This is a genomic window from Psychrobacter sp. Pi2-51 (assembly GCF_904846665.1).
Lineage (GTDB): Bacteria > Pseudomonadota > Gammaproteobacteria > Pseudomonadales > Moraxellaceae > Psychrobacter > Psychrobacter glaciei.
Map to the genome: position 1 here is coordinate 18,486 of NZ_CAJHBP010000025.1, position 25,452 is coordinate 43,937.

Below are 25,452 nucleotides of genomic sequence, written 5' to 3' on the forward strand. Positions count from 1 at the left end.
CGGCTCTTATAGGCTTTTAATCCCAACATTTATACTTATATATTTTAAAAACCAGCTGTCTGTCATCATCTTTTTATCTTGATGGTTGAGTTTTTAGCGCTTTTAACTGACAATAGCAAATTGATATTACTAACCGGTGACCCACGCTATTATGAAAGTTATGCGCTTACTGTCGTCTTTGAAGCATGATGAATCCGAGCGCGGCATTTTTCATCTTGGGCGTGCATTGGTCAAAAATGAGCACACGTCTATCATTGTCTCAAGCGCTGATGAAGACAATGATTTGGTTAGGCGTCTCAAACGTGATGGCAATATATACCATCAGCTACACATGAATAAAAAATCTTGGCTGTCGTTGCTGCAAGTCTCATCGCTTAGACATCTGATTGAAAAGTACGAGCCTGATGTGATTCATGTACATTCGCGTACACCCGCATGGATATTACATTTGGCACTGCGCCGCGCACGAGTCAGGCGTTTACCAAAGTTGGTATCGACCATGTATGGTTTTTACCCTATTAATAAATACTCACAAGCGTTGCTCGATGTCGACACGATTATTACGGTGTCTGATAGTGTCACCAACTATCTAAAGAAGGGACTGCGCCGCGAAGATGTCGATCCTACGATCATTAAGCGCATCTACCGCGGTATCGACACCCGTCGCTATCCTTATCGGCACAATCCATCTGTCTATTGGCTACGGCACACTTTCGCTGAATATCCTGAGCTTGAGCATAAAAAGTGGCTGGTGTTTCCGACAGTGATTGGTAACGAGTACGGTCAAGAATGGCTCATCGATATATTGGGCAATCTGCAGGAGCAATTTCCTAATATTCATGCCATCATTATGGACGATGATTTTAGAGATGGTGATGTCGCGCATGAAGATTTTCGCCAACGTAGCAATACATTGGAGCTGGCTGAGCGCATTACTTATGTGGGTAGTAAGCGTAATGATATGCGGGAATGGCTATCGGCGGCCAACATCGTCATGGCGCTTGCAAATGAGCCTGAATCTATTGGTATTAATGCCCTACAAGCCATCCACTTAGGCACGCCCGTTATTGGCTGGGATCAGGCAGCATTTAGTGAAATTCTACAGCCACTCTACCCGCAAGGCTTGGTAAAAAAATACAATGCCAATGCCCTATGCAAAGCCGTTAGGAACCAGCTAGAAAGTGTAACGCGTCCAGAGATGACCAACAAATTTACCATGCGCGAGATGATCGAAGAAACGCTGGCGGTATATCAAGGTCTGTATGATGATGCACTTGCAGAAGAACAAGCGAAAGCTGATGCTATCGCAGTACGACGAATCCAAAAAAGTCTCAAAAAACCTGCTAAGCCTATTCTTAGTGTCGCCGTCAAAAACGTCGAACCCGTCAATAAAAATGCAACAGTCAAACTGAGCAAAGAAACGTCTAAAATAGTGGACACAGCAGAGATAGCCGAAGACCATCAAGAGCCATAGACGCCATGTATCATTCAATACGTGTAAAAGTGGACATGCACTTTTTGACAGTACATTTTAATTAAAAAAAGGCCACTTCAAAAATAGAAGCAGCCTTATCAAAACCAATAAAGTATATAAAATAGGTTTAATACGTCGTTGGTGTATGTGCGCTGACAATGCGGGTCACGCTATCGGTGGGATTAATAAAGGTATGCGGCTGAGTGGTATCAATCACGTAGCTGTCGCCCTGATTTAACAAATAAGTGCTTTCTTCGATACGGATAATAATCTTACCTTCGATCACCGTACCAATCTCTTCCCCTTCGTGAGCAATTTTTTCTTCGGTTGAGCTATTGGGTTGATAGGTTTCAATCAAAAATCCTAGGTTTCTTGTTGTACTGCAGTTATATACTTGTTTTAACGACACTCTGCTATTGGGTTCATTGAGCTCTAATAAATCCTTTGGCGTCACAATGACTCTAGCCCTAGGCTCCTTCCACTCGTCGCTAAAAAACGTGGTCAGATCAGAACCTAGTACTGTCAAGATAGCCTTTAGAGTATTGACCGCTGGACTGACCTTATTGCGTTCAATAGAGCTAATAGACGTGTTCGTCAATCCAGACATTTTGGCCAATTTACGTTGCGAGTAACCTTTCGCTAGACGCAGCTGGTTAATCTTTTTGCCAATGTCTTCCTTCAACGACTCATCTGCTTCAGAAGATGACGCCTTGTCAGAATCCATCAGTTCATCATCGCTATCGATATCATCTATTTCGATATCAACTATATCTTTGTCATCGATACTATTAACATCGCTCTCAATACTATCAATATCAGTGACGGCAGTTTCTGCCTTACTTTTAGTCGTGCTATTCAGTTTGTGGTTCTCTGGCATGGTGAATAAATTCCGTGAATAGAAATTTGGACAAGTTATCTTGCACATAATTTAACTCAGGATGCCATTGTACACCAATCATAAATGGATGTTGCAATAAGCTGATCGCTTCAACCAAGCCATCAGGCGCCGACGCCTCAACCAATAAACGCGCGCCTACTTTATTGATTGCTTGTTTATGTAGCGAGTTAACGTGCCATTTTTCACCAAAGGCGGCAAGCCTGCCATTTGGTTGAATAATCACGTAATGAACTGGCTGATACTGCACTTCAAGTGGCTGAGTATTGTCCTCTAAATGCGGCTCATAAAACCCATCGACTTCACGCCAGTCAGGATGCAGCGTGCCATTAAAATGAACGTTCATCTCTTGTAAACCTCGGCAAACTGCCAACAGAGGCATGTTTCTTTCATCTGCATAAGCCAACAATTTGAAACTCAGCTCATCACGGCCTAAGTCTTGTTTTGCCTCGACGTGCGTCGCGCCATAACGAGTTGGCGCGACATTGCTGTAACTGCCCGTCAATAAAATCCCGTCTACCATTGCGAGCAACGCATCAAAGTTTTCGCTATCGGCAGCTGTGTTCGGCAGCAGTATGGGATTGCCACCGTAGAAGTTTACTGCATCGATGTATTTTTGATATACCGCCTGTGCTGGCTGTCCATCAACCATCTTATGACAGGACACAATAGCAATAATAGGTCTGGAATTTTTCATATTATCTTCCTTAGTTATAATGAATAGACTTAATCCATCCATATTATTTATATCCCTTATTTAGCTAAAATTTAACATAATGACTCACAAAATGTAAACTATAAACTTCATTAATATCGATATTAGTACTAAAAATGCCTTTTTGGGTTATTTTAAGATAATTTTAAATAAAAATTGACAACTATAGTTTTCATCCATATATTGGAAGTCATTACCGATATTGCTAAACAGAGATTAACTTTTAGTTTTAATAATACTATTAAAAAAATTATCTCTAAGTGGCTAATACCATTGATAAAAAATGTCGGCTTTGGTGAAAACGCATCATATTCAGTTGACCATTTATCAAACGCTTATTTATTAAGTATTCGTTATAAATGTCACTAACAGTGCATTCAGACCTAATAGCAAAGATGTAGCAGCAACAAACCCAGCAATTCTAAAAATTCATAGGAAGAATAGACATGATGACAACCAATGGAATGGTCAAATCTGCACACAACACAGAATACGTCTATGTTGCAGCAGGTGATATCAATGGCTTGCTTCGTGGTAAGCGCATCCCTTTTGATCAAATGGAAAAAGCAGAAAACGGGGCAATCCGATTACCTCTGTCAATCTTGGGTGTCGATATATGGGGCGCGGATGTTATCGAGTCTTCCCAATGTAATGGCGATATCGATGCCATTGCCCGTCCAACTGGCCGTGCTGCCTATCCCCTTCTCAATACCAGTGCACCCTCATCGCTGCTACCCATTTGGTTATATACCGAAGACAATGAGCCTTATTACGGTGATGCCCGCCATGTTTTGGACTATATCAGCAAAAAATTCAAAGCATTGGGACTGACGCCAGTGATGGCAACCGAGCTAGAATTTTATTTGGTTGACTATACCGAGGGAGAGACACCTAAGCCCCCCATTCGCCCCAAAAGTGGATTAAGACTGAATAAAACCTCTATTTTAAGTATCAATGACTTACTGCAATTTGATGAATTCTTAGATGAAGTCTATGAGCAATGTAATAAACTCGATATTCCTGCTGATGCAGCACTGGCCGAAAATGGTTGTGGTCAATTTGAAATCAATTTATTACATGTGGACGACCCATTAAAAGCCGCTGACGATGCGATTTTATTTAAACAAGTGGTCAAAGCCGTGGCAGCTCGTCACAAGCTCACCGCTACCTTTATGGCAAAACCTTTTGGTCTACAGTCTGGTAATGGCTTTCATGTGCATTGCAGCTTATTAGACCAAGACGGCAATAATGTCTTCGATGATGGATCAGAGGAAGGCTCAGATATGTTGCGTCACGCGGTCGCTGGTCTGCTAAAGACCATGTCAGATTGCACTCTATTATTTGCCCCACATGTGAATTCTTATCGCCGCTTTACACCCGGTACGCTAGCGCCAAACAATGTGTCGTGGGGTTATGAAAACCGTACCGCAGCCGTGCGTATCCCTGGCGGTGACTCAAAAGCGCGCCGTATCGAGCACCGCGTATCCGGAGCCGATGCCAATCCTTATTTGGTCTGTAGCGCGGTACTGGCAGGCATGTTGTATGGCATCGAAAACAAGCTAGAAGCGCCTGAGCCCATTAATAGCATTACTTACGATGCAGCAGAACTTAAGACCTTGCCACTAGACTGGCTCTCGGCCATCCGTCAGTTTGAAAGCAGTGATATCATTGATTCGCTGTTCCCAAGCGAGATGATTGAGCTGTTGATCGCGGTCAAAAAGCAAGAAGCCAAACGCTTTGCTCAGCAAGTGACCAACCTTGAATACCTCACCTATTTACAGGATGTTTGATATGTCAAATAGCAGCTCGAATAGCAACCCAAGTAGCAACCCAAATAGCAAAATGGCAACGAACCAAAACCCACCTTCTAATAACACACGCAACATCCCGCATTATTCAGACAAAGGGCAATATCCTGATAGCTATTATGCGGCCAGTCGTAATCCAAAGCCTGATAGACCGACGCTAAAAAATGACATTCAAGTAGAAATATGTGTGGTGGGTGGCGGCTACAGTGGCCTATCCACTGCCCTGCATCTCATTGAAACCGACCACGAAGTCGTCGTCCTTGAAGGCGCGCAAATTGGTTGGGGCGCATCAGGTCGCAATGGTGGTCAAATTGTCAACGGTCTAAATGCTAGCCTGCAAAAGATCAAAAAATCTTATGGTCAAGAAAATGCAAACTTCGTCGGTCAGCTCGTGACTCGCGGTGGCAAAATCATTCGTCGTTTCATCAGCGATTACGATATCAGCTGCGACCTGAAAGAAAAGAATATCTTTGCAGCATTGAATAACGGTCAGCTAAAAGACTTACAAGAGACGCATGCTCTGTGGGAAAGCCATGGTATGCATGACCGAGAAATGCTAGACAAAAATGGCATTCAAGAGCATATAAAATCAGATGCTTATGTAGGCGGCGTCATCGATCACTCCGGTGGACACTTTCATCCACTAAACCTTGCATTGGGTGAAGCGGCAGCTATCGAACAAAATGGCGGCACGATTTATGAGAACACCTTGGTGGTGGATATTGAGTATGCGGACGATGCTATCAAAGTCATCACCGAGTTTGGCACCGTCACTTGTAAGCAAGCGGTGCTATGCGGCAATGCCTATCTCAATAAAGTTATCCCTAAACTGACTGACCGTGTCATGCCCGTATCGACTCAGATTATCGCCACCGAACCTTTGGGTGATTTAGCTGATCAGCTCCTCCCAACCGATGTTTGTGTCGAAGATGTTCGCTATATTCTTGATTACTATCGCCTCTCAGCAGATAAGCGCATGTTATTTGGCGGTGGTACAGTCTACGGTGGTCAAGACCCCGCCGACATCACAGCTAAAATCAGACCAAACATGACTAAGATTTTCCCAGAGTTACGTGATGTCAAAATCGACTATGCGTGGAGTGGGAACTTTGCGTTGTCTTTTTCCCGCGTACCACAAATGGGCAAACTACATGAGCGAGTATATTTCGCCCATGGTTATAGTGGTCATGGCGTGACAGGCTCGCATCTATTTGGACAAATATTAGCCGATGCCATCAATGGTAAAACCAAAGAGTTTGATGCTTTTGCACAAATTCCTTGGATTCCGTTCCCAGGTGGTCGAGCGCTGCGAGTCCCTTACTCGGTCATGGGCTCATGGTGGTATGCGCTAAAAGATACCACTGGCATGTAAACGCATGAAAGCCTTGAATGATAAACATTGAACAAAGTGTTTTTATTTTTAAAGCTGTCGTTACAGTGATCTATCATAGCAACGGATTGCTGTGATGGGGCGCGATAGAAAGTTGATTCCCTACTGTCTATCGCGCGTCAACCATAGAATAGAGCTTGTTTAAAAAAACAATGAGGTTTTACAGGGAGCGTAAATATGAACATGAAGCTCAATGATGCTGTCGAAGGACAGTATCATAATAAGCGAGTATTTCTCACCGTCATAGTAGCCGTCGTTATCTATCTGGCTTTTGCTTGGCTATCTACCAGCCGTGCCCCAGACCAATCTTGGGGTGCCTTATCTTTACTACCAACACTATTGGTATTAGTCACTGCTATTGTCTCTAGGCGACCATTTGAATCCATGATCGCAGGCTGTGTCGCTGGCCTTGTGATGCTTAACCCCTTTGACTTGGTTTCCCCCTTTGCAGACAACATGTCGATGGTGCTGGGTAATGAGACCATTATTTGGATTGTTCTCGTCTGTGGTCTGATGGGTGGTCTTATTCAACTGCTGGAGATTAGTGGGTGTCTAGATGGCTTTAGTGAATGGCTACAAAAAATTATTAAGTCGCGCCGTCAGTCATTATTGGCTACCTTTGCTTTGGGCGTCGTGGTTTTTATCGATGACTATTTGAATTGCTTAGCAGTATCTACCTCCGTCAAAAAACTCACTGACGTCTACAACGTTTCTCGTGAGAAGCTTGCTTATATCGTCGATTCAACCGCCGCACCGATGTGTATTATCGTGCCTATTTCTACTTGGGCAGTCTACTTTGCAGGTCTTTTAGAAGAAAACGGCGTGGCTGGCGATGGTGAAGGTATCGGGCTTTATATCAGCGCGATTCCTTATATGGCATATGCTTGGTTTGCACTTTTGATTGTATTCTTGGTGGCGTATGGCATTTTGGGTGACTGGGGTCCGATGAAAAAAGCCGAGGCACGTGCCAAAGCCGGTAATCCTGTTCCGGAAGCCTTTGTCGAAGAGCAACTGATCTCAAACGTCCAAGCCAAACGTAAGCTATCGTTCAAAGCCAATATCGCAAACTTTGCTTTCCCAATGATCTTACTGATTGTCTCTACGGTCTACTTCGAAGTCGATCTATTACGCGGTGCATTATTGACCTGTTTTGTGACCGTCGTTGTCTATTGGATGCAAGGCATTTTAAGTTTTGAGACCCAAGTTGAAGCCATTTTTAAAGGCTTTAAAGTCATGCTTTATCCGCTCTCAACCGTCATTGGTGGTTTTTTCTTAAAAGCCATCAATGATGAGCTTGGTATGACCTCATATGTGATTGAGGCTATCACGCCTTATATGACGATTATTATTTTCCCTGCCGTCATCTTTGCCGTCATGGCTTTCTTAACTTTTGCGACGTCGTCAAGCTGGGGTTTGTATGTCCTTGCTATGCCCATTGTCTTTCCAATATCGCTCGCTCTAGGCGTTAGCACACCTCTTATGATTGGCGCATTGTTATCTGCTTCTTCATTTGGTAGTCATGCTTGTTTCTTTAGTGATTCATCGCTACTTGCCGCGCAAGGTGCTGGCTGCTCCCCCATGCAGCACGCTTTTACCCAGTTCCCCTATGCCATGCTCGGTGCGGGATTATCCGTCGTCACCTTCTTAGGCTTGGGTTATATGATGGCTTAAGCCAACCTTAGCGCTATTATTTTAATCATTGATTAGCGGGCAGTGAGAGATGGTTCGTTAGTCAGTCAAAACAAGCCTTTTATATGGTACTCATTAATAAATACGATAAGGATTTAGATCATGCGAAATGTTACCGTTGCTACCACTCAAATGGCATGTGGTTGGGATATACAACAAAATATTGCCACTGCAACTGAGTTGGTCACTAAAGCCGCCAAAGCGGGTGCCAATATCATCTTGCTACAAGAGTTATTTGAGACGCCCTACTTCTGCCAAGTTCATGATTTTGATTATTTTAAGCTGGCAACCTCAGTTGAGGATAATGCGGCCATCAATCACTTCAAACAGTTGGCTAAAGAGCTGCAAGTGGTATTGCCGATTAGCTTTTATGAAAAATCAGGCAATACATTCTTTAATAGCATCATTGTGATTGATGCCGATGGCGAGATACTTGGCACTTATCGTAAAACGCACATACCAGATGGCATTCCTTATGCCGAAAAATTCTACTTTACCCCCGGCGACACAGGATTTAAGGTTTGGCAAACCAAGTATGCCAAAATTGGTGTCGGTATTTGCTGGGATCAATGGTTCCCTGAATGCGCCCGTAGCATGGCATTGATGGGTGCAGAAATACTGTTTTATCCGACTGCGATTGGTGATGAGCCAACATTGGACATCGACTCAAAAGGTCATTGGCAGCGCTGTATGCAAGGTCATGCTGCCGCTAACCTCATGCCAGTCGTAGCAGCCAATCGTATTGGCACTGAAACTATCAGCCAGAATGGCAACGATAGCGTCATGGCATTCTACGGTAGCTCATTTATTACCGACGGTCGTGGCGAGATTATACAAGAAGCATCTAAAGATAAAGAAGAGATACTTAGTACGACTTTTGACTTAGATCAACTGGCTATCGAACGTCAGCAATGGGGCGTTTTTCGTGATCGTCGTCCATCGATGTATGGCACGTTGCTGACTCATGGATAAGGTTTGTTAACAAGCAAGCTCACTCGCGCTATCGTCAAATAAGGTGCTCTATATGTCATTATTACCGAACCGATTAATCACTGGCTCAACACCACAACAAGACGGCTTTTACATGCCAGCAGAATTTGAGCCGATAGAAAAAATATGGATGGTATGGCCTTACCGTGCTGATAACTGGCGACAGCAAGCCATTCCTGCTCAGAAAGCTTATGCTGATGTTGCATTGGCAATTAACAGATTTTGTGAAGTTAGTGTACTGGTCAATCCTGATGATTATCAATCATGCCGTGACAGTCTACCTGCTGATATCGACGTCATATCGATGCCCAGCAATGATGCTTGGGCGCGTGATACTGTCCCAACATTTTTAGTCAATGAAGCAGGTGAGCTACGCGCTTGTGATTGGACATTTAATGCATGGGGCGGCGACTATGATGGACTATACTCGCCGTGGGATGACGATGATAAGCTGGCTGAACGCTTATGTGACCATCTAGATATCAAACGCTATCGAACGGATGACTTTGTCATGGAAGGCGGTGCATTTCATGTCGATGGTGAAGGCACTGTTCTGACTACACGCATGTGTTTGCTAAGCCCAGGGCGCAATCCACATCTGAACGAGCAGCAAATAGAGGACAAGCTAAAAGCTTATCTTAATGTGCAAAAAGTGCTGTGGATTGATGATGGTATTGATCCTGATGAGACCACTGGTCACATTGACGATATCGCTTGCTTTGCGCGCCCTGGTGAAGTGGTTTGCTTGTTTACTGACGACCCTAAGCATCCGTTTTATGAACCAACACAAAAAGCCTATGAGCAGCTCTCAAAGATGACTGATGCAAAAGGCAGACAACTAAAAGTCCATAAGCTTTGCTGTACCAAGAACTCTGTCACCTTGCCTGAACATTATGATATTGAACAATCTGATGATGCCAAGGCGCGTCATACTGGTGATGTTTGTATCGCTTCATATGCCAACTTTTTAATTTGTAATGACGCTGTCATCGTACCGCAATATGATGATATAAATGATGCACTCGCCATCGAGCAGCTTGAAAAAGTCTTTCCTCAACATCAGGTAGTGGGAGTACGAACGAAAGAGATTGTGTTTGGTGGCGGCAATATTCATTGCATTACGCAGCAGCAACCAAAATCATCAATTAAAAGCAGCAACTAAAAGTATTAACTAAAAGCAGCCGCATAAAAATATAGACCCAAATGGATTTTGAACCCAATAATATTTTAAAAAAGGACATAACTATGAGCGATTATCAAGTCAATAACCCAGCCACTGGTGAAGTAGAAGCCACTTACCCTACCGCCACTGAACAAGATATCCAAAACGCTATTGAGCAAGCAAATAATGCTTATCAAGACTGGCAAAAGACCTCGCTTAGCGAACGTAGTGCACTATTGAATAAAATAGCTGACATCTATATTGAGCGCCAAGATGAGCTAGCACGTATCGTTGCAAACGAAATGGGCAAGCCTCTCGCACAAGCAAAGGGTGAGCTCCAACTGGTTGCTCAAATTTATCGCTATTATGCAGATAACGGTGAGCAACTATTAGCACCAAATACGATTGATGTTGCAGACGGTTCAGCTTCAGTAGAAAAGCTCCCAGTTGGCGTTTTACTTGGCATCATGCCATGGAACTACCCGCATTATCAGGTAGCTCGTTTTGTGGCACCAAACGTGATGGCAGGTAACACCATTATCCTAAAACATGCGCCGCAGTGCCCTAACACCGCAGAAGTTATCGTTGATATTCTAAAAGACGCCGGCTTACCTAGTGGTGTGTATAACAATGTCTTCGCTACCAACGATCAAGCAGCGACTATTATTGAAGACACCAGAGTGCAAGGTGTTTCGTTGACAGGTTCTGAACGTGCAGGACAAGCGGTTGCAAAAGTAGCTGGTGGCGCCCTCAAAAAGGTCGTTTTAGAGCTTGGTGGCTCCGATGCCTTTATCGTTGCGGCGGATGCTGACATCGAGCAGGCCGTACAAGGTGCAATCGTAGGTCGTTTTGGTAACACTGGACAGGCTTGTAATGCTGCCAAGCGCTTAATCATCGTTGAAAGCGTGTACGACCAGTTTGTTAAAGGCTTTACCGACGCCGTACGTGGCATGACCCTAGCTGATCCACAAAATGAAGATACTTTCATTGGCCCGATGTCTTCGAAGGCGGCAGCAAACAATTTGCAAGAGCAGTTAGACAGTGCTGTCAAAGCCGGCGCAACGGTATTAGTCGAGGGTGGCATCGTTAAAGACAAGCCAGGTGCTTGGTTTGCCCCTGCGGTATTGGCAGATGTTGATGACTCAATGGATGTCTATCGTCAGGAGCTATTCGGTCCTGTCGCCGTTATCTACAAAGCGAATGACATTGCGCATGCTATCAAAATTGCCAATGACGTACCATTTGGTCTAGGTGCTTCCATTCAAACTCAGGACGCAGCATTGGCAGCAGAGATTGCTGAGCAATTAGATGTCGGTATGGTGACTATCAACGCGCCTTCTGGTAGTGAGGCCAATACCCCATTCGGCGGCGTTAAACGCTCTGGATTTGGTCGCGAGCTTGGTACCCTTGGTATCACTGAATTTTTAAACTATAAGTTGATTCGTGATAAATCGTAATCGATAGCGTTTTTCTTAGATAAACAAAAAGCCTAACATTTAATGTTAGGCTTTTTGTTGAATGATCATTGATGAAAAAATATCTTATCGAAAATCTTAGCGCTTAGGTGGGTTATCTTTTAACCACAATTGATTGACGATTTTTAATTCACGCAGCTCTTCTGCCATAATCGACTCACTAATGCCTGGATATTTCACTCTTGCATAGCCATATAATGCAATACCTAAAACAGTCCAACCAAAGAAAATCCACCACTCAATAGCGGTTAGTGCCGATGGCATACCTGGCATATACAACATCAACATACCAATGCTAAGCGCAATCGTGACCATACCGACAAGCTTACCTGCGGGTATTTTGAATGGACGTACCATATCAGGCTCGCGGTAGCGTAGAACTAAGAATGATATCGCCACACAGGTATAAGCAATAACGATACCAAAACCACCTGCATCTACGATCCACACCAGCATTTTACGACCGAACAATGGCGCTAGTGTCGCCAAACCACCAATTAATAAAATTGCATTTGATGGCGTATTATATTTTGGATGCAGCTTGCTTAAGAAGGCTGGCAACATACGTGCTTTTGACATGGCATAAAGCAGACGACTACCACCGATCAAGAAAGCATTCCAGCTTGATAAGATACCCAGTACACCGCCAATAACCAACAAGATACCTGCCCATTTTCCTTGCCACGCATTGGTCATCGCATCAGCAGTAGCGAGGGTTGAGTTTTCTGCTTGTACCAGTGGCAAAGTCGTGCCCACACTCCAAGCGATACCCACATACCACATCACCGCAACAACGATAGAGAGAATCAAAAACTTGCCAATATTAGGACGAGTCAAATCAATCTCTTCCGCTGCTTGTGGAATGACATCAAAGCCCACAAACATAAAGGGTACCATCACGATAACAGCCATGACCCCTGCGGCACCGCCAATAAAGGCTGGCGCTTGTATAGAATTTGAACTCTCAGGATTGAATAAGACGGCACCGATGAACAGTAACGTACCAACGAATAAAATGCCCAATACCGCTGTTTTTTGGAACCATGCACTGACTTCCATACCACGAATATTGAGCCAAGTCACAATGATTGAACCCAACATCCCGACGCCCACCCAAGTAGCATAGACGTCCCAACCTGCAATCGTCCAGAGATAGCCTTGGTTATAATTGGGGATAAAATACTCTACGACTGTCGGCAAGGCAACCGCCTCAAAGGCGACCACTGAGAAATACCCGAATAGAATACTCCATGAGCAAATAAAGGACACATTTACCCCAAGCGCTCGATGGGTATAAGTATGCTCACCGCCCGTAATCGGCATGGAGGCCGCCAGCTCAGCATAAGTCACACCAATCAGTATCACTGCCAAACCACCGATAAAGAACGCCAGCATTGCGCCCCAGGTACCGGCAGATAAAATCCAGCCGCCAGCTAAAACCACCCAGCCCCAGCCAACCATAGCACCAAATGCTAAGGCGATAATATCTAGCGTCCCTAACGTTTTTTTCAATTCAGACATAACTTGCTCCTTGTCTGTGTGTCATCCGTGTTAACCCTTTACGGCCACACTATGTTTTGTTTAGTGGGATAGCACCCATCATAATTATCATATATACCTTTTGATCCAAGCTGTTACGTACTACTTGTTCGATATTCAAATAGTACAAACAGCAACGGCGTCTTGACTTGCAAGGCGCCGTTGTAAAAAATGTACTCAAAGCGAGTGCCATAGGGGCAATCTTGCTGTTCTATCAACTATTGGCTCAATACTTATTGAGCCGTTAATATACCGCCAATGATATCAAGGCCTTCTTGCAATACTTCATCTTCAACCGTCAATGGCACCATCACACGAATGGCATTACCATACATACCACAAGACGCTAGTAGCAAACCTTGCTCGAATGATTTTGCTTTCAGATTGTTTGCGGCTGCGGCATCAGGCTTGCCTTCGCTATCGATCAATTCAAATGCTAGCATTGCACCTTTATGACGAATATGACCGATGCTGCTTAAGTTTAAGTCCTTTAAGAAAGCTTCGATTTTGTCGCCAATCACCACACTACGCTCAAGCAAGTTTTCTTCTTCGATGACTTCCATGACCGCAAGCGCTGCTACACACGCCAATGGATTACCAGAATAAGTACCGCCCAAGCCGCCTACTTGCGGGGCATCCATGATATCAGCACGGCCGATAACCGCAGAGATAGGATAACCACCCGCCAAGCTCTTCGCAGCAGTCATCAAATCAGGCTCAACGCCTAATTGCTCAGTGGCAAACAAAGTACCCGTACGGGCAAAACCACACTGTACTTCATCAAAAATCAAGACGATGCCATGCTCGTCACAGATATCACGCAAAGATTTGGCAAATGATGGTGTCACTTGATGGAAACCACCCTCACCTTGTACTGGCTCGATAATCATCGCCGCCACTTCACTAGGATCGATATCCGCTTGAAAAATCATCTCAAGACTATGCAATGCTTGCGCTTCGGTGACGTTCAGCTCTTCTGCTGGAAACAACGCATGAAACACAGGACCTGGCATCGGGCCAAAGTTCTTTTTGTATGGCAAGACTTTACCAGTCAAGCTCATACACATCATGGTGCGACCATGCCAACCACCAACGAAAGAGATGATGCCTGGACGACGGGTTTTAGCACGAGCAATCTTGATACAGTTTTCAACCGCTTCTGCGCCAGTGGTTAAAAAGAAAGCTTTAGTATCACCACTGATAGGGGCTTTTTCGCACAGCTTTTCAGCCAAATCAACATAGCACTCATAGTTAATCATTTGTGCAGCAGTATGGGTAAATTTGTCGAGCTGCTCATGGACACGCTGGGTGATTTTTGGATGGCTGTGACCGGTGTTCAATACTGAAATACCGCCAACGAAATCGATATAACGATTGCCTTCCACGTCCCAAACTTCTGAGTTCTTTGCTCTTTCTGCAAAGATAGGAAAGGCAACACCCAACCCTGTTGGTAAAACAGCTTTGCGGCGCTCAAGTAATGATTGATTGGTAGTCGTCATAGAAATGTCCTTTTCTTTGTTCGTAACATAAGTGCCATTTAGGGATTGGCGGTTTGTAATAATGGGCAATTTAATAAATATTCGAGGGATATCAAATGGCACTTCTCTCAAAGCACCAAAGACATCCAAATGCTATTAGCTGATATCAGAGCACCAGTATTTGGTTGTGACATAGTCTTCGATGCCGTATTTTGAACCTTCGCGGCCAAATCCAGACTGCTTGACGCCGCCAAATGGGGCAACTTCGGTAGAAATCAAACCAGTATTGTGACCGATGATGCCGTACTCCAGACCTTCGGTAACGCGCCATGAGCGTGCATAGTCGCTACTGTAGAAATAAGCGGCCAAGCCATAGATGGTATCGTTAGCAGCACGAATGACTTCTGCTTCATCCTTGAACGTAAAAATGGTCGCAATCGGTCCAAAGATTTCTTCAGAGGCGATATCCATATCACTGCTAATATCTGTAATCACCGTTGGGTTATAAGTCAGTTCTGAAGCGGCGTTGACACTACCACCAGTGACCAGTTTTGCCCCTTTATCTAGCGCATCTTTGAGCAAGGCTTGTACTTTATCTAACGCTTTTTTGTTGATAAGAGGGCCGATATCGACGCCTTCTTCTAAACCGTTACCCACCTTCAACTCAGCGACTTTTTTGACAAAGACGTCTAAAAATTTATCTTTGATGCTGTCTTGCACGTATACGCGGTTGGCGCAGACACAGGTCTGACCAGCATTACGATATTTAGAAGCGATTAAGCCGGTAGCGGCTTTTTCTAGATCGGCATCATCAAAGACGATAAATGGCGCGTTGCCACCTAACTCTAACGATAGCTTTTTGATAGTCGGTGCACATTGTGCCATCAGCGTACGGCCTACTTCTGTAGAGCCTGTGAATGACAGTTTGTGAATGCGGGCATCACCCGTTAAGATCTCACCAATGACAGAAGATTTGCCAGTGACAACCTGAATGACGCCAGCTGGAATACCCGCTTGCTCAGCCAATACGCCTAGCGCCAATGCAGAATATGGTGTCTCAGTAGCAGGTTTGACGATAATCGTACAGCCTGCTGCTAGTGCAGGAGCAACTTTGCGCGTGATCATCGCCGCTGGGAAGTTCCAAGGCGTGATAGCGGCACAAACACCGACTGGCTGCTTAAGGACGACGTGACGTAGCTGTGTGCTATTGGCAGGAATCACATCACCATAGACGCGCTTGCCTTCTTCGGCAAACCAGCGGATAAAGCTGTTGGCATAACCCACTTCGCCGCGTGACTCAGTAAGCGGCTTGCCTTGCTCAGCGGTCATGATGATGGCCAAATCTTCTTTATTGGCATCGATCAGATCAGCCCACTTTTGCAATAACTCTGCACGCTCTTTGGCTGTTTTTGCGGCCCAATCCGCTTGGACGTCATGAGCATAAGCAACGGCTTCGTTGACATCTTCTGCGGTGAGGCTTGGTACGGTACCGATGAGGTCGCCGTTAAAAGGATTGTTTACATCAAGCACAGCGTCATCACTAGCAGCATGCCAGCCGTCTTTAATGAAGCAAGATTGTTTGAGTAAATCTGGATTTGATAGGGTTAGCGTATTTTTTGGCATCGTAACACTCCATGTTGGTCGTGATTTGCACATTTATTATGAGTAAGCTATTGAACAATGTGGCAATTCAAAATGGCAACTAAAAACGATGCCATTTTAAAAAAACGGCAGCACCATCCATTGTTGAATAGCTTATTACAAGAGAATAAAATCAAAACGGTCAGTCAGTAATAATTATTGCTCATCTGTAATTTGTTCAATATACTGAACGTTAATTCTATATATGAGACATCATTATAAGAATGATGCACCACTCTTTGCAACCTTTATTAAGATTATTTTGAATATTATCTTCACTATTTCTATTTTTACTTTCTGATAGGCAACTTATGAGCACAACAGCCGTTCCAGCATTGGACAAAACTTTTCAAATCTTAGATTTAATTACGGCAAGTCAACAGCCCTTGACTGCCGCTCATATCGCCAAGCAATTAAAACTGCCGCGTAGCTCAACCCACAATATATTGCAAAGCTTATTGGGCAAACATGTCATCTATAAAGATAGTGACAGCCGCTTTCACTTAGGCTCCTATTTGATGTATTGGGCTGGCAAGTATGAGCAGCAGCAAGGTGTCATACAGTTATTTAAAGACCTCATCGTCCAACACCCTGTCTTGCTACAACATACTGTAACCTTGTCTAAATTGGACTTGGGCGAAGTTGTTTTTTTAGCCTGTCACGAAACGCCTGCCCCGCTTGGTTTTACTTTCCGTGCTGGTGTGCGCGTACCGGCAGTATTTTCAGCGACTGGTAAAGCGCTGTTGTCTACGCTCTCAATGCAAACCATCGAGTCCTTGTACGAAGGTATCTTTCCTCAGCCACTCACACCAAATGGTGTCGATAACTTTGTAAGCTTATCTGCTGAGCTAAGCGCCATTCATGACAGTCGTATTTCACTCGATGACGGGCAATTACGCGAAGGTATGTACTGTTTGGGTACTTATATTCGCAATGCTTCAGGCAATGCCGTTGCAGGTATGGCGGTTAGCTTTTTGCAGGCAGAATACGAGTCTAAGTATGCTGAGGTGAGTACCGTGCTGATTGAATTGGCTGAACAAATTGAACAGCGTTTGGGTTTTAAGGCGGAGAATTTGGCTTAGCTTTTTGAGCAAAAAATCAAAAAGCTTACTTAGTATTTAGTCGATGCCATTTAAATTGAGGATATGCCCTAAACAATCCCATCCGCTTTAAGCTTGGCTATCATCTCACTGTCGTAGCCTAAATCAGCAAGCGTGCTATCGGTATGCTCGCTCAATTGTGGTGGTGGCATACGATAGCTGACAGGTGATGCGGACAATTTAATAGGATTGCCAAGTGCGCGCACAGGACTGCCTTGCGCGGTGAAATCAACTATCATCTCACGTGCCAGTGCTTGCGGCATGGCCAAGGCTTCAGCCACGTTATGAATCGCCCCGCACGGAATGCCTGCTTGATCTAATACCTCTAACCAATAGTTGCGTGGTTGCTCAGCAAACTTATTAACCAGCTCATCACATAGAAGCTCACGATTGGCAACGCGTTGTGGATTGGTCGCAAAACGGCTGTCGGTATGCCAATTAACTTCTAATACCTCACACAACTTGGCAAACTGGCTGTCATTACCACACGCTAAGATAAAATGTGCTTCACCCTGACCAGCAAACACTTGATAAGGCACGATATTAGGATGTTGGTTGCCCAGTCTTGGTGGCACTTTACCTGAAGCCAAATGGTTCATACCCACATTAGCTAACATCGCTAGCGCACTGTCAAGCAGTGCTACATCAACGTGTTGACCAAGTCCAGTATTTTGACGTGCTAGCAGTGCTGCTTGAATGCCAATCGTCAGCTGCAAGCCTGCAAACAAATCGACGACTGCCACACCAACCTTATGCGGTTCGCCATCACTCGGACCTGTAATGCTCATTAGCCCTGACAACCCTTGGACAATATAGTCGTAACCTGGGCGTTTGGCATCTGGTCCTGTCTGCCCAAAACCCGTCAATGACGCATAAATCAGACGTGGATGGTCTTGTTTGAGACTGTCATAATCCAAGCCGTATTTTTTAAGACCACCGACTTTAAAATTCTCGACCAAAATATCACTGTCAGCGATGAGCTGTTTGATAATGGTCTGCCCTGCTGGCGTGGTGATATCTACCGTCAGTGATTTTTTATTGCGGTTAATAGTGGCGTAGTAAGCGGACGTATCATCGCTGAATGTTGGCGGTGCCCAATGGCGCGTTTCATCACCGATATGAGGACGCTCAACTTTAATGACTTCGGCACCAAGATCAGCAAGCACTTGGGTACAAGAAGGCCCCGCCAACACTCTCGATAAATCGAGCACTTTGATACCATGCAATGCGCCCTCTGGCATATTAGCCATATCAGTCATAATAATCCCTTATTGTGTCGTGTGTTCTTTGATTTTTTGATCATAAAATTGTTCTTCATCATTTAGTTGCTTAACGCTTAAATCATGAAGAACAACTGAAAAACGTACGCTACTGCTTATATATGCTTCGTAAAAAGCAAAACAATAACGTACGTCACAGAATACGGTTGTACCAAAAACTATTAGTTAAAAGCGCTTAAAAGAATGCTTGAATGCCCGTCTGCGCACGACCTAGGATAAGCGCATGGATGTCATGCGTGCCCTCATAAGTGTTGACAGCTTCCAAGTTCATCACATGACGAATGATATGGAACTCATCAGAGATACCATTACCGCCATGCATATCACGAGCGATACGAGCAATATCAAGTGCCTTGCCGCAGTTATTACGCTTAATGAGCGAAATCATCTCAGGTGCAGCGTTGTCTTCATCCATCAAACGACCAACACGTAATGCCGCTTGTAGACCTAAGGTAATTTCTGTCTGCATATTAGCCAGCTTTAGCTGTACCAGCTGCGTTGCTGCCAATGGACGACCAAACTGCTTACGATCTAGCGTGTATTGACGAGCCGCTTTCCAGCAGAATTCAGCCGCACCCATCGAACCCCAAGCGATACCATAACGGGCTTTATTCAAGCAGCCAAATGGCCCTTTTAGACCACGGATATCTGGGAAAGCATTGGCTTCAGGAACGAACACTTTGTCCATGACAATCTCGCCCGTGACTGAGGCACGTAATGAGAATTTGCCTTCAATTTTGGGTGCAGATAATCCTTTCATACCTTTGTCTAAAACAAAACCGCGAATCTCGCCTGCATCATCTTTTGCCCAAACGACAAATACATCGGCGATAGGACTGTTGGTAATCCACATTTTATTGCCCGTCAACTCGTAACCACCATCGACTGCGCGCGCACGCGTCGACATCGATGACGGATCAGAACCCGAATCTGGCTCAGTCAGACCGAAGCAACCGACATATTCGCCTGAAGCAAGCTTAGGCAAATAACGCTCTCTTTGTTCTTCGGTGCCATATGCCCAAATAGGATGCATAACCAAGCTTGACTGTACGCTCATCGCAGAGCGGTATCCGGAGTCAACTGCTTCCACTTCCTTGGCAATCAGACCATAGGCAACACTGGATAAACCAGCACAGCCGTAACCTTCGATAGTCACGCCAAGTAAGCCCATTTCACCCATTTGACGCATGATATTACGATCGAAATTCTCATTACGATTGGCCTCAACGATGCCCGGCATCAGCTCTTTTTGAAAAAACTGACGGGCACTGTCCGTGACCATGCGCTCTTCTTCAGTGAGCTGGTCGCGTAATAAAAAAGGATCTTCCCAATCAAAGCGTGGGCTAGTAGATGTTGCCATTTGGATCTCCTTGATATCAGTCATCCTGACTGACGAGTAGTGATTGATACATCGTTTGGTCTAACAAGTCATTGACTTCGTTATTCCGCTGTGCGAAACTTAGTTTCATAATTTAAAACCATTTAAGCAAAATTTAGCCACGCTGTAAACCTTTATAAAAAAAAGATGAGTATAAAATGACAACACCCTTATCGACAGCTACCCCGCTACTGAGACGAATGCATGGAATAATGAGCCAAAGCAAGGAGGATAATGACCGACAATTTGTGACGGCACTGGGTCGCGGATTGATATTGCTGGCCGCTTTTGAGCATCATGAGCGGCTCACCCATCAGCAATTGTGTCAGATGACAAATCTGCCAAAAGCGACCGTTACTCGCCTTATCCATACGTTGACCACGCTTGGGTTTTTACGTACGAATGAATACGGACAGTATCAATTGGGCAGTAGTGCTGTACGGCTAAGTGCTACCGCGTGGAGTCGCCATGACATGGTCTCGTATGCTGAGCCACTATTACGGCAATTCGCCAGCAGCAATGAAGTATCGGTGAATTTGGCAACCGAAGTCGAAGGTGAAATGCGCTATCACGCCTGCTGTCGTAGCCCTGCACGCTTATCGGTCAATTTACAAGTTGGCTCAGCCGTACCCGTCGCACGCACTGCTATCGGGCGCGCCTTCTATGCCGCAAGCTCACAGGCGAGACAGGCTGTGATCAGTAGCAATCTAAAAGAGCATTTGTCTATAGAGGATTATAACCACGCGCAAACTGCCCTAGCCAACGCGGCAGAGCATTATGTAGCGCATGGCTATACCGTGTCAGATGGGGAGTTTTCTACAGACATATTGGCAGTCGCTGTTGGGGTGTATGATGTCGCAACGGGACAGTACGCTTATTCGCTCAATGCCAGTGTGCCAAGCGCCAACTGGGAAAGCGCTGACTATGCGGCGATGATTGTGCCAAAGTTGCAGGCATTGGCTGAGCGGATTGGGAGTGGTGTTTAAACATTTGAACTATAGTCAGTGAAAAATAATATCGATACATCATGCACTGCTGACATCAATTTTTTGTAGCCGCTGTCTGCGCAGGCACAGCAAGCAAGAAAAATTGATATCGGCAGTGCCGTAGCGTGTTTAGGGTGTTTTGACTATGCGTACTAAAGCATATTCTGTCTAGCCATTAGACCCAACCCTCTTCCAAAAGCTGCTCAGTATTACTGACTTTAAACTCATCACATAAATTATAAAACGCTATTGGGTCTTCAATATTATCGAGCAACTCTCGTTTGTTGAGCGCCACAAACAGAGCCAATGCATAAGCCGCGCAATGGATGGATTTTTTGGGATTAAAGGTGATGTCAGTAAAGGCCTGATATTGCATCACTTCCTCGTGCAGCTGAGGATTTTGCTTTAGGGCATTTACATACAGCCAATCATAAAACACGGTTAACGGCTCTACACCCCACTCCATACCAAAATAATTATAGCCAGTGAGTTCTCCTGAGGTGGTTAATCGCTCGTCCTTTCTGGCTTGTCTTGGCGGTACTGTCAGCAAGTCAAGGTAAGGCCCACCGTCCTCAAAAACCATGCTGGCTTGAAAGGCATTTTCGACGCTATATTCATTGCCATCATGCGCATCAGTGATCTTTAAGCTGAACGGGCTTAGCGGAAAACTCAACTTATTGCCAGATTTGCTCGACAGCTCTAACACTTGCTTAAATCCATATTTTTTACGAATGACTTGTTGCAGGTCATTGATGGACTTTTTCTTTTGTCTAGTTGCAAATCCCACATGCCGCTCAAACCTAACCATATCCGTTTTTACCAAATTGTCACTGTTGACTTTGGGCATGAATACAGGTCTGTGTTCTACAGCGTTTTGTGCTTGTTCCATAGCGATGTGCCTTATTGATGATTTTGTATTAGGGCGTGTTTGATCTTTTGAACATGGCGCTAACCGTGAGTATTTGTAATATGTTTAACACACCATAAACTTTTGAATTGCCTCAACTATAGCCTGAATAACACTGGTTTTATGTATCAAAAAGCGCCCCCTTTAGGAGCGCTTTTATCATTAATTATACCTTATTATTAGACAACGTTATCATCTATAGAGTTCTGAATATATAACTTTGCCAGATTACCACTGTCTTGGTACAAATCATAACCAACTTGATCGGAAGTACCAGACTTAGTCATACCGGATATATTGACAGTATCAACACTATCACCTTTAATAAACAGCTGATTATTAGCATCAGTCATACTAATAACATCACTCAATCCTAGATTTAGCGTTTGAGCAGTATTATTGATCATATTAATGCTTTCAAAGTTAGTGACATTAGTCAAATCAAGATTAGCGACAATACTCGGATCGTTAATTATTAAAGTATCAACATCTTGACCGCCATCGATTAATACATCATCTCTATCAAATATCAAAATATCATTACCATCACCACCTAATAGGGTATCTGCACCGCCCAGACCGATTAAAGTATCATCTCCTATGCCACCACTCAATGTGTCAGCTTGGTTAGTACCTACTAGATAGTCATTATCAGCGTTACGAGTAATATTTAATACCTGTGTAGCAGACACGATATCGCCATCATTATCTTGTACTGAAAAGGCAATATTCTCTTGGTAGCCGTTATCTGTGGCTCTAGCTTGATACTCAAAAATACCCGTTTCAAAGTTCAGTGATACAACACCTCCAGTAAGCGTACTGATAGTTACCGTTGTTGTTGCTTGATCGTAAGTGGAACGATTATCACCTTGTACAGTTATGCTACCGTCAATAGAACTATATACGTAGGTGGTGCCATCTATCGTAATATTTAAGACATTGCCGCCATCTGCTCCATACCCATATTCAGATACAGTGTCTGATGAGAGACTTCCTCTAATCAAGTCCCTACTAACTTTAGGTTGGCGATCACTAAGCGAATCAATTAAAACATTACCCAACTCACTTATATCATTTACTTTATCGGCAAGACCATCATTATCTACTCCTTGCTGTCCATCATAAGCAATGGGTAATACAGCATCAATCGGAAAGTCCGATCCAAACGTATAGGCATACGACTTAATGCTGTTAGCTGTTAAAAAATCTGTCCAAATAATCTCTTCATTCGGTTGAATACCAAAATCGTTAGGGTCAGCTACAGAAGCATTACCCGATAGTGAATCGACCCCACCTTGTGCTGCAGACGGCTCGCCATCTGTCAAGAAGTAAGAGTAATTCTGAGCACCAACAATTTTACCAGGATTACTAAAGCCTTCCATACCGATATCGAGGGCTGCATCATAGTTGGTAACACCACCGGTACCCGGAATACTGTTAACGTATATTTTTGCATCATCGACAGTCATCCATAAATCTTGGGTTTCAGCCGTAGATGAAAATAGAGTTATCTGTACCATCGTATCACCAAACTCAGCATAACCATCAATCAACCTAATCATCGCGGCTTTAGCAACATCTAAGCGGGTACCACTATTTGGATCATTAGCATCTGCAAGTGCATTCATACTACCCGATACATCTAAGATAATAGATAAATTTGAACTGACAGTATTCAAGCTGACATCGATAGGTCCTTCAGCCAACAAAGAACGATCGTCTTCAACGGTAACCACCAGATCCGCAATTAGTGAGTCATCATTACCATCATTGACAACTACGCCGAATGTCACATCAAGCTCGTCTTCAGTATCATTGGTTGGATGATCAATAGCATGCAATAGCGTTACATCGTAAGATGCAACAAAATCAGAGCCGTTAGCTGTAATGTCATTGACTTGTATAGTCATCACATCAATTGCGGGTTCACCTGCAGCCAACACGGCCTGACCGGTTAGAGTGTCTGTAGCATCATTCCACGTCCATGTAACAGCATTACCCTGAACGGTGATACCACTTGGTCCTGTCAACTCAATGTTAAAGTCAGCAATAGACACGTTATCAACATCCGTGAATGTGATCTCACCTGTTGAAGTCGCATTGTCTGTAGTGTCGTTACTTCCTGCTGTATCGACAATACCTCCTTGAGAAATGAGACCTTCTTCCGAGACTCGGGTTGAAGCTGCCGAAACGACTGGGGCGTCGTTCACCGGCTCAACCGTGATGTCTAAGGTGGTGCTGTCAGTGTTGCCCTCAGGATCGGTTACCGTGTAGCTCACTTGTGGCACGGTGCCATTAAAGTTAGGTGCTGGATCAAAGGTGTAGCTGCCATCTGCACTTAAGGTTAAGTCACCAATCGCATCACCATTGTCGTCAGTGATGGTGGTTGCAACACCCAGCTCTAAAGCAACTTGGTCGCCACTGCCATTAACGTCTACGGTGGCTGAGGCCACGGTTAGGGTGGTGTTGCCGTCACCATCGGTGTCGTTAGTAAGGACATTGCCTGTTAAGTCAGTGTCCTCAGGCGTGCTCTCAACTTCAGGATTGGCGACCGGTACATCTTCTACTGGCTCAACCGTGATGTCTAAGGTGGTGCTGTCAGTGTTGCCCTCAGGATCGGTTACCGTGTAGCTCACTTGTGGCACGGTGCCATTAAAGTTAGGTGCTGGATCAAAGGTGTAGCTGCCATCTGCACTTAAGGTTAAGTCACCAATCGCATCACCATTGTCGTCAGTGATGGTGGTTGCAACACCCAGCTCTAAAGCAACTTGGTCGCCACTGCCATTAACGTCTACGGTGGCTGAGGCCACGGTTAGGGTGGTGTTGCCGTCGCCATCGGTGTCGTTAGTAAGCACATTGCCTGTTAAGTCAGTGTCCTCAGGCGTGCTCTCAACTTCAGGGTTCGCGACCGGTATATCTTCTACTGGCTCAACCGTGATGGTTTCTGTGGCCGTGTCTGTGCCACCATTGCCATCGGTGATGGTGTAGTCAAAGCTGGTATCACCATTAAAGTTGGCAGCAGGGTTAAAGGTAATGACATCATTGGCATCAATAGTCACCACGCCGTTTGGCACAGTGATGCTTTGTGCGCCGCCCACTAGTGTCACACCATTGATGCTGCTAATGCTTAACGTATCGCCATCTAAGTCGCTGTCACCATTTAATGGGTTGAGTACTACGCTGCCGTCTTCGACCACGGTGTAGGTGTCATTCACAGCCACTGGTGCATCGTTCACAGGCGTGACGGTGATCGTCTCTGTTGCCGTGGCCGTGCCGCCGTTGCCATCGGTGATGGTGTAGTCAAAGCTGGTGTCGCCATTAAAGTTGGTAGCAGGCATAAAGGTAATGACACCCGCCGCGTCGATGGTCACCACGCCGTTTGGCACGGTGATGCTTTGGGCGCCGCCCAGTAGTGTCACACCATTGATGCTGCTAATGCTTAACGTATCGCCATCTAAGTCACTGTCGCCATTTAATGGGTTGAGTACTACGCTGCCGTCTTCGACCACGGTGTAGGTGTCATTCACAGCCACTGGTGCATCGTT

Annotated in this window: 18 protein-coding genes; 9 read left to right on the plus strand and 9 right to left on the minus strand. The window is 44.8% G+C overall.

The window, feature by feature from the left end:
* Nucleotides 1-151 precede the first annotated feature (151 nt).
* Nucleotides 152-1,474: a glycosyltransferase gene (locus JMY08_RS11615; protein WP_201593469.1), complete on the plus strand. Its 1,323-nt coding sequence runs from the start codon at nt 152-154 to the stop codon at nt 1,472-1,474.
* A gap of 127 nt (nt 1,475-1,601) precedes the next feature.
* Here the strand turns inward: JMY08_RS11615 and JMY08_RS11620 are convergent, their stop codons facing one another.
* Nucleotides 1,602-2,351, minus strand: a complete 750-nt coding sequence (locus JMY08_RS11620; RefSeq protein WP_201593471.1) for a cupin domain-containing protein — start codon at nt 2,349-2,351, stop codon at nt 1,602-1,604.
* Entirely contained in the window at nt 2,326-3,066 is a 741-nt protein-coding gene (locus tag JMY08_RS11625; protein WP_189581279.1) for a gamma-glutamyl-gamma-aminobutyrate hydrolase family protein, read from the minus strand. Before JMY08_RS11625 ends, JMY08_RS11620 begins: the two co-directional genes overlap by 26 nt.
* Before the next feature lie 464 nt (nt 3,067-3,530).
* On the opposite strand from JMY08_RS11625, the gene JMY08_RS11630 reads away from it, so the two are divergent.
* The 6 genes from JMY08_RS11630 (at nt 3,531) to JMY08_RS11655 (ending at nt 11,580) form a co-directional block, all read left to right on the plus strand.
* A complete protein-coding gene (locus JMY08_RS11630; RefSeq protein ID WP_201593472.1) occupies nt 3,531-4,874 on the plus strand; it encodes a glutamine synthetase family protein in 1,344 nt (447 codons plus the stop codon).
* 1 nt (nt 4,875) lies between these two features.
* The gene (locus JMY08_RS11635) at nt 4,876-6,264 is read left to right on the plus strand and encodes an NAD(P)/FAD-dependent oxidoreductase (protein ID WP_201593473.1); all 1,389 of its coding nucleotides are present in this window, start codon (nt 4,876-4,878) and stop codon (nt 6,262-6,264) included.
* Between the two features lie 195 nt (nt 6,265-6,459).
* Nucleotides 6,460-7,953: a Na+/H+ antiporter NhaC family protein gene (locus JMY08_RS11640; protein ID WP_010198659.1), complete on the plus strand. Its 1,494-nt coding sequence runs from the start codon at nt 6,460-6,462 to the stop codon at nt 7,951-7,953.
* Nucleotides 7,954-8,070: 117 nt separating this feature from the next.
* Nucleotides 8,071-8,943, plus strand: coding sequence for an N-carbamoylputrescine amidase (gene aguB / locus JMY08_RS11645; protein WP_201593484.1), 873 nt, complete (start codon nt 8,071-8,073; stop codon nt 8,941-8,943).
* A 52-nt stretch (nt 8,944-8,995) separates the two neighbouring features.
* Complete coding sequence (gene aguA, locus JMY08_RS11650) at nt 8,996-10,123, plus strand: agmatine deiminase (protein WP_201593474.1); 1,128 nt, start codon at nt 8,996-8,998, stop codon at nt 10,121-10,123.
* A gap of 83 nt (nt 10,124-10,206) precedes the next feature.
* The gene (locus JMY08_RS11655) at nt 10,207-11,580 is read left to right on the plus strand and encodes an NAD-dependent succinate-semialdehyde dehydrogenase (RefSeq protein ID WP_149492828.1); all 1,374 of its coding nucleotides are present in this window, start codon (nt 10,207-10,209) and stop codon (nt 11,578-11,580) included.
* A 96-nt stretch (nt 11,581-11,676) separates the two neighbouring features.
* Here the strand turns inward: JMY08_RS11655 and JMY08_RS11660 are convergent, their stop codons facing one another.
* The 3 genes from JMY08_RS11660 to JMY08_RS11670 all read right to left on the minus strand — a co-directional run bounded on the left by JMY08_RS11660 (nt 11,677) and on the right by JMY08_RS11670 (nt 16,238).
* The gene (locus JMY08_RS11660) at nt 11,677-13,119 is read right to left on the minus strand and encodes an APC family permease (RefSeq protein WP_010198643.1); all 1,443 of its coding nucleotides are present in this window, start codon (nt 13,117-13,119) and stop codon (nt 11,677-11,679) included.
* A gap of 251 nt (nt 13,120-13,370) precedes the next feature.
* Nucleotides 13,371-14,636, minus strand: coding sequence for a 4-aminobutyrate--2-oxoglutarate transaminase (gene gabT / locus JMY08_RS11665; protein WP_201593475.1), 1,266 nt, complete (start codon nt 14,634-14,636; stop codon nt 13,371-13,373).
* A 135-nt stretch (nt 14,637-14,771) separates the two neighbouring features.
* On the minus strand, nt 14,772-16,238 hold the full coding sequence (locus JMY08_RS11670) for an NAD-dependent succinate-semialdehyde dehydrogenase (RefSeq protein ID WP_201593476.1): 1,467 nt from the start codon (nt 16,236-16,238) through the stop codon (nt 14,772-14,774).
* 329 nt (nt 16,239-16,567) lie between these two features.
* Here JMY08_RS11670 and JMY08_RS11675 point away from each other — a divergent pair, with 329 nt between their 5' ends.
* Nucleotides 16,568-17,338 carry an IclR family transcriptional regulator gene (locus JMY08_RS11675; protein ID WP_201593477.1) on the plus strand — a complete coding sequence of 257 codons (771 nt, stop codon included), beginning with the start codon at nt 16,568-16,570 and terminating at the stop codon, nt 17,336-17,338.
* Nucleotides 17,339-17,406: 68 nt separating this feature from the next.
* Here JMY08_RS11675 and JMY08_RS11680 read toward each other — a convergent pair whose 3' ends face one another.
* Together JMY08_RS11680 and JMY08_RS11685 are read right to left on the minus strand one after the other, a co-directional pair.
* Nucleotides 17,407-18,615 carry a CaiB/BaiF CoA transferase family protein gene (locus JMY08_RS11680; protein WP_201593478.1) on the minus strand — a complete coding sequence of 403 codons (1,209 nt, stop codon included), beginning with the start codon at nt 18,613-18,615 and terminating at the stop codon, nt 17,407-17,409.
* 196 nt (nt 18,616-18,811) lie between these two features.
* Nucleotides 18,812-19,996 carry an acyl-CoA dehydrogenase gene (locus JMY08_RS11685; protein WP_010198628.1) on the minus strand — a complete coding sequence of 395 codons (1,185 nt, stop codon included), beginning with the start codon at nt 19,994-19,996 and terminating at the stop codon, nt 18,812-18,814.
* Between the two features lie 230 nt (nt 19,997-20,226).
* On the opposite strand from JMY08_RS11685, the gene JMY08_RS11690 reads away from it, so the two are divergent.
* Entirely contained in the window at nt 20,227-21,000 is a 774-nt protein-coding gene (locus tag JMY08_RS11690) for an IclR family transcriptional regulator (RefSeq protein WP_227679671.1), read from the plus strand.
* 175 nt (nt 21,001-21,175) lie between these two features.
* Here JMY08_RS11690 and JMY08_RS11695 read toward each other — a convergent pair whose 3' ends face one another.
* On the minus strand, nt 21,176-21,889 hold the full coding sequence (locus tag JMY08_RS11695) for a DUF6977 family protein (RefSeq protein ID WP_201593479.1): 714 nt from the start codon (nt 21,887-21,889) through the stop codon (nt 21,176-21,178).
* A gap of 197 nt (nt 21,890-22,086) precedes the next feature.
* Nucleotides 22,087-25,452 (minus strand): Ig-like domain-containing protein (locus JMY08_RS11700; RefSeq protein ID WP_201593482.1); only part of this gene is annotated, 3,366 nt, incomplete at its 5' end.

Excerpts from the sequence above, each read along its gene's own strand:
- JMY08_RS11615 (WP_201593469.1), top strand. The coding sequence starts at position 152 with ATGAAAGTTATGCGCTTACTGTCGTCTTTGAAGCATGATGAATCCGAG.
- JMY08_RS11620 (WP_201593471.1), bottom strand. The coding sequence starts at position 2,351 with ATGCCAGAGAACCACAAACTGAATAGCACGACTAAAAGTAAGGCAGAA.
- JMY08_RS11625 (WP_189581279.1), bottom strand. The coding sequence starts at position 3,066 with ATGAAAAATTCCAGACCTATTATTGCTATTGTGTCCTGTCATAAGATG.
- JMY08_RS11630 (WP_201593472.1), top strand. The coding sequence starts at position 3,531 with ATGATGACAACCAATGGAATGGTCAAATCTGCACACAACACAGAATAC.
- JMY08_RS11635 (WP_201593473.1), top strand. The coding sequence starts at position 4,876 with ATGTCAAATAGCAGCTCGAATAGCAACCCAAGTAGCAACCCAAATAGC.
- JMY08_RS11640 (WP_010198659.1), top strand. The coding sequence starts at position 6,460 with ATGAACATGAAGCTCAATGATGCTGTCGAAGGACAGTATCATAATAAG.
- aguA (WP_201593474.1), top strand. The coding sequence starts at position 8,996 with ATGTCATTATTACCGAACCGATTAATCACTGGCTCAACACCACAACAA.
- JMY08_RS11655 (WP_149492828.1), top strand. The coding sequence starts at position 10,207 with ATGAGCGATTATCAAGTCAATAACCCAGCCACTGGTGAAGTAGAAGCC.
- JMY08_RS11660 (WP_010198643.1), bottom strand. The coding sequence starts at position 13,119 with ATGTCTGAATTGAAAAAAACGTTAGGGACGCTAGATATTATCGCCTTA.
- gabT (WP_201593475.1), bottom strand. The coding sequence starts at position 14,636 with ATGACGACTACCAATCAATCATTACTTGAGCGCCGCAAAGCTGTTTTA.
- JMY08_RS11670 (WP_201593476.1), bottom strand. The coding sequence starts at position 16,238 with ATGCCAAAAAATACGCTAACCCTATCAAATCCAGATTTACTCAAACAA.
- JMY08_RS11675 (WP_201593477.1), top strand. The coding sequence starts at position 16,568 with ATGAGCACAACAGCCGTTCCAGCATTGGACAAAACTTTTCAAATCTTA.
- JMY08_RS11680 (WP_201593478.1), bottom strand. The coding sequence starts at position 18,615 with ATGACTGATATGGCTAATATGCCAGAGGGCGCATTGCATGGTATCAAA.
- JMY08_RS11685 (WP_010198628.1), bottom strand. The coding sequence starts at position 19,996 with ATGGCAACATCTACTAGCCCACGCTTTGATTGGGAAGATCCTTTTTTA.
- JMY08_RS11690 (WP_227679671.1), top strand. The coding sequence starts at position 20,227 with ATGAGCCAAAGCAAGGAGGATAATGACCGACAATTTGTGACGGCACTG.
- JMY08_RS11695 (WP_201593479.1), bottom strand. The coding sequence starts at position 21,889 with ATGGAACAAGCACAAAACGCTGTAGAACACAGACCTGTATTCATGCCC.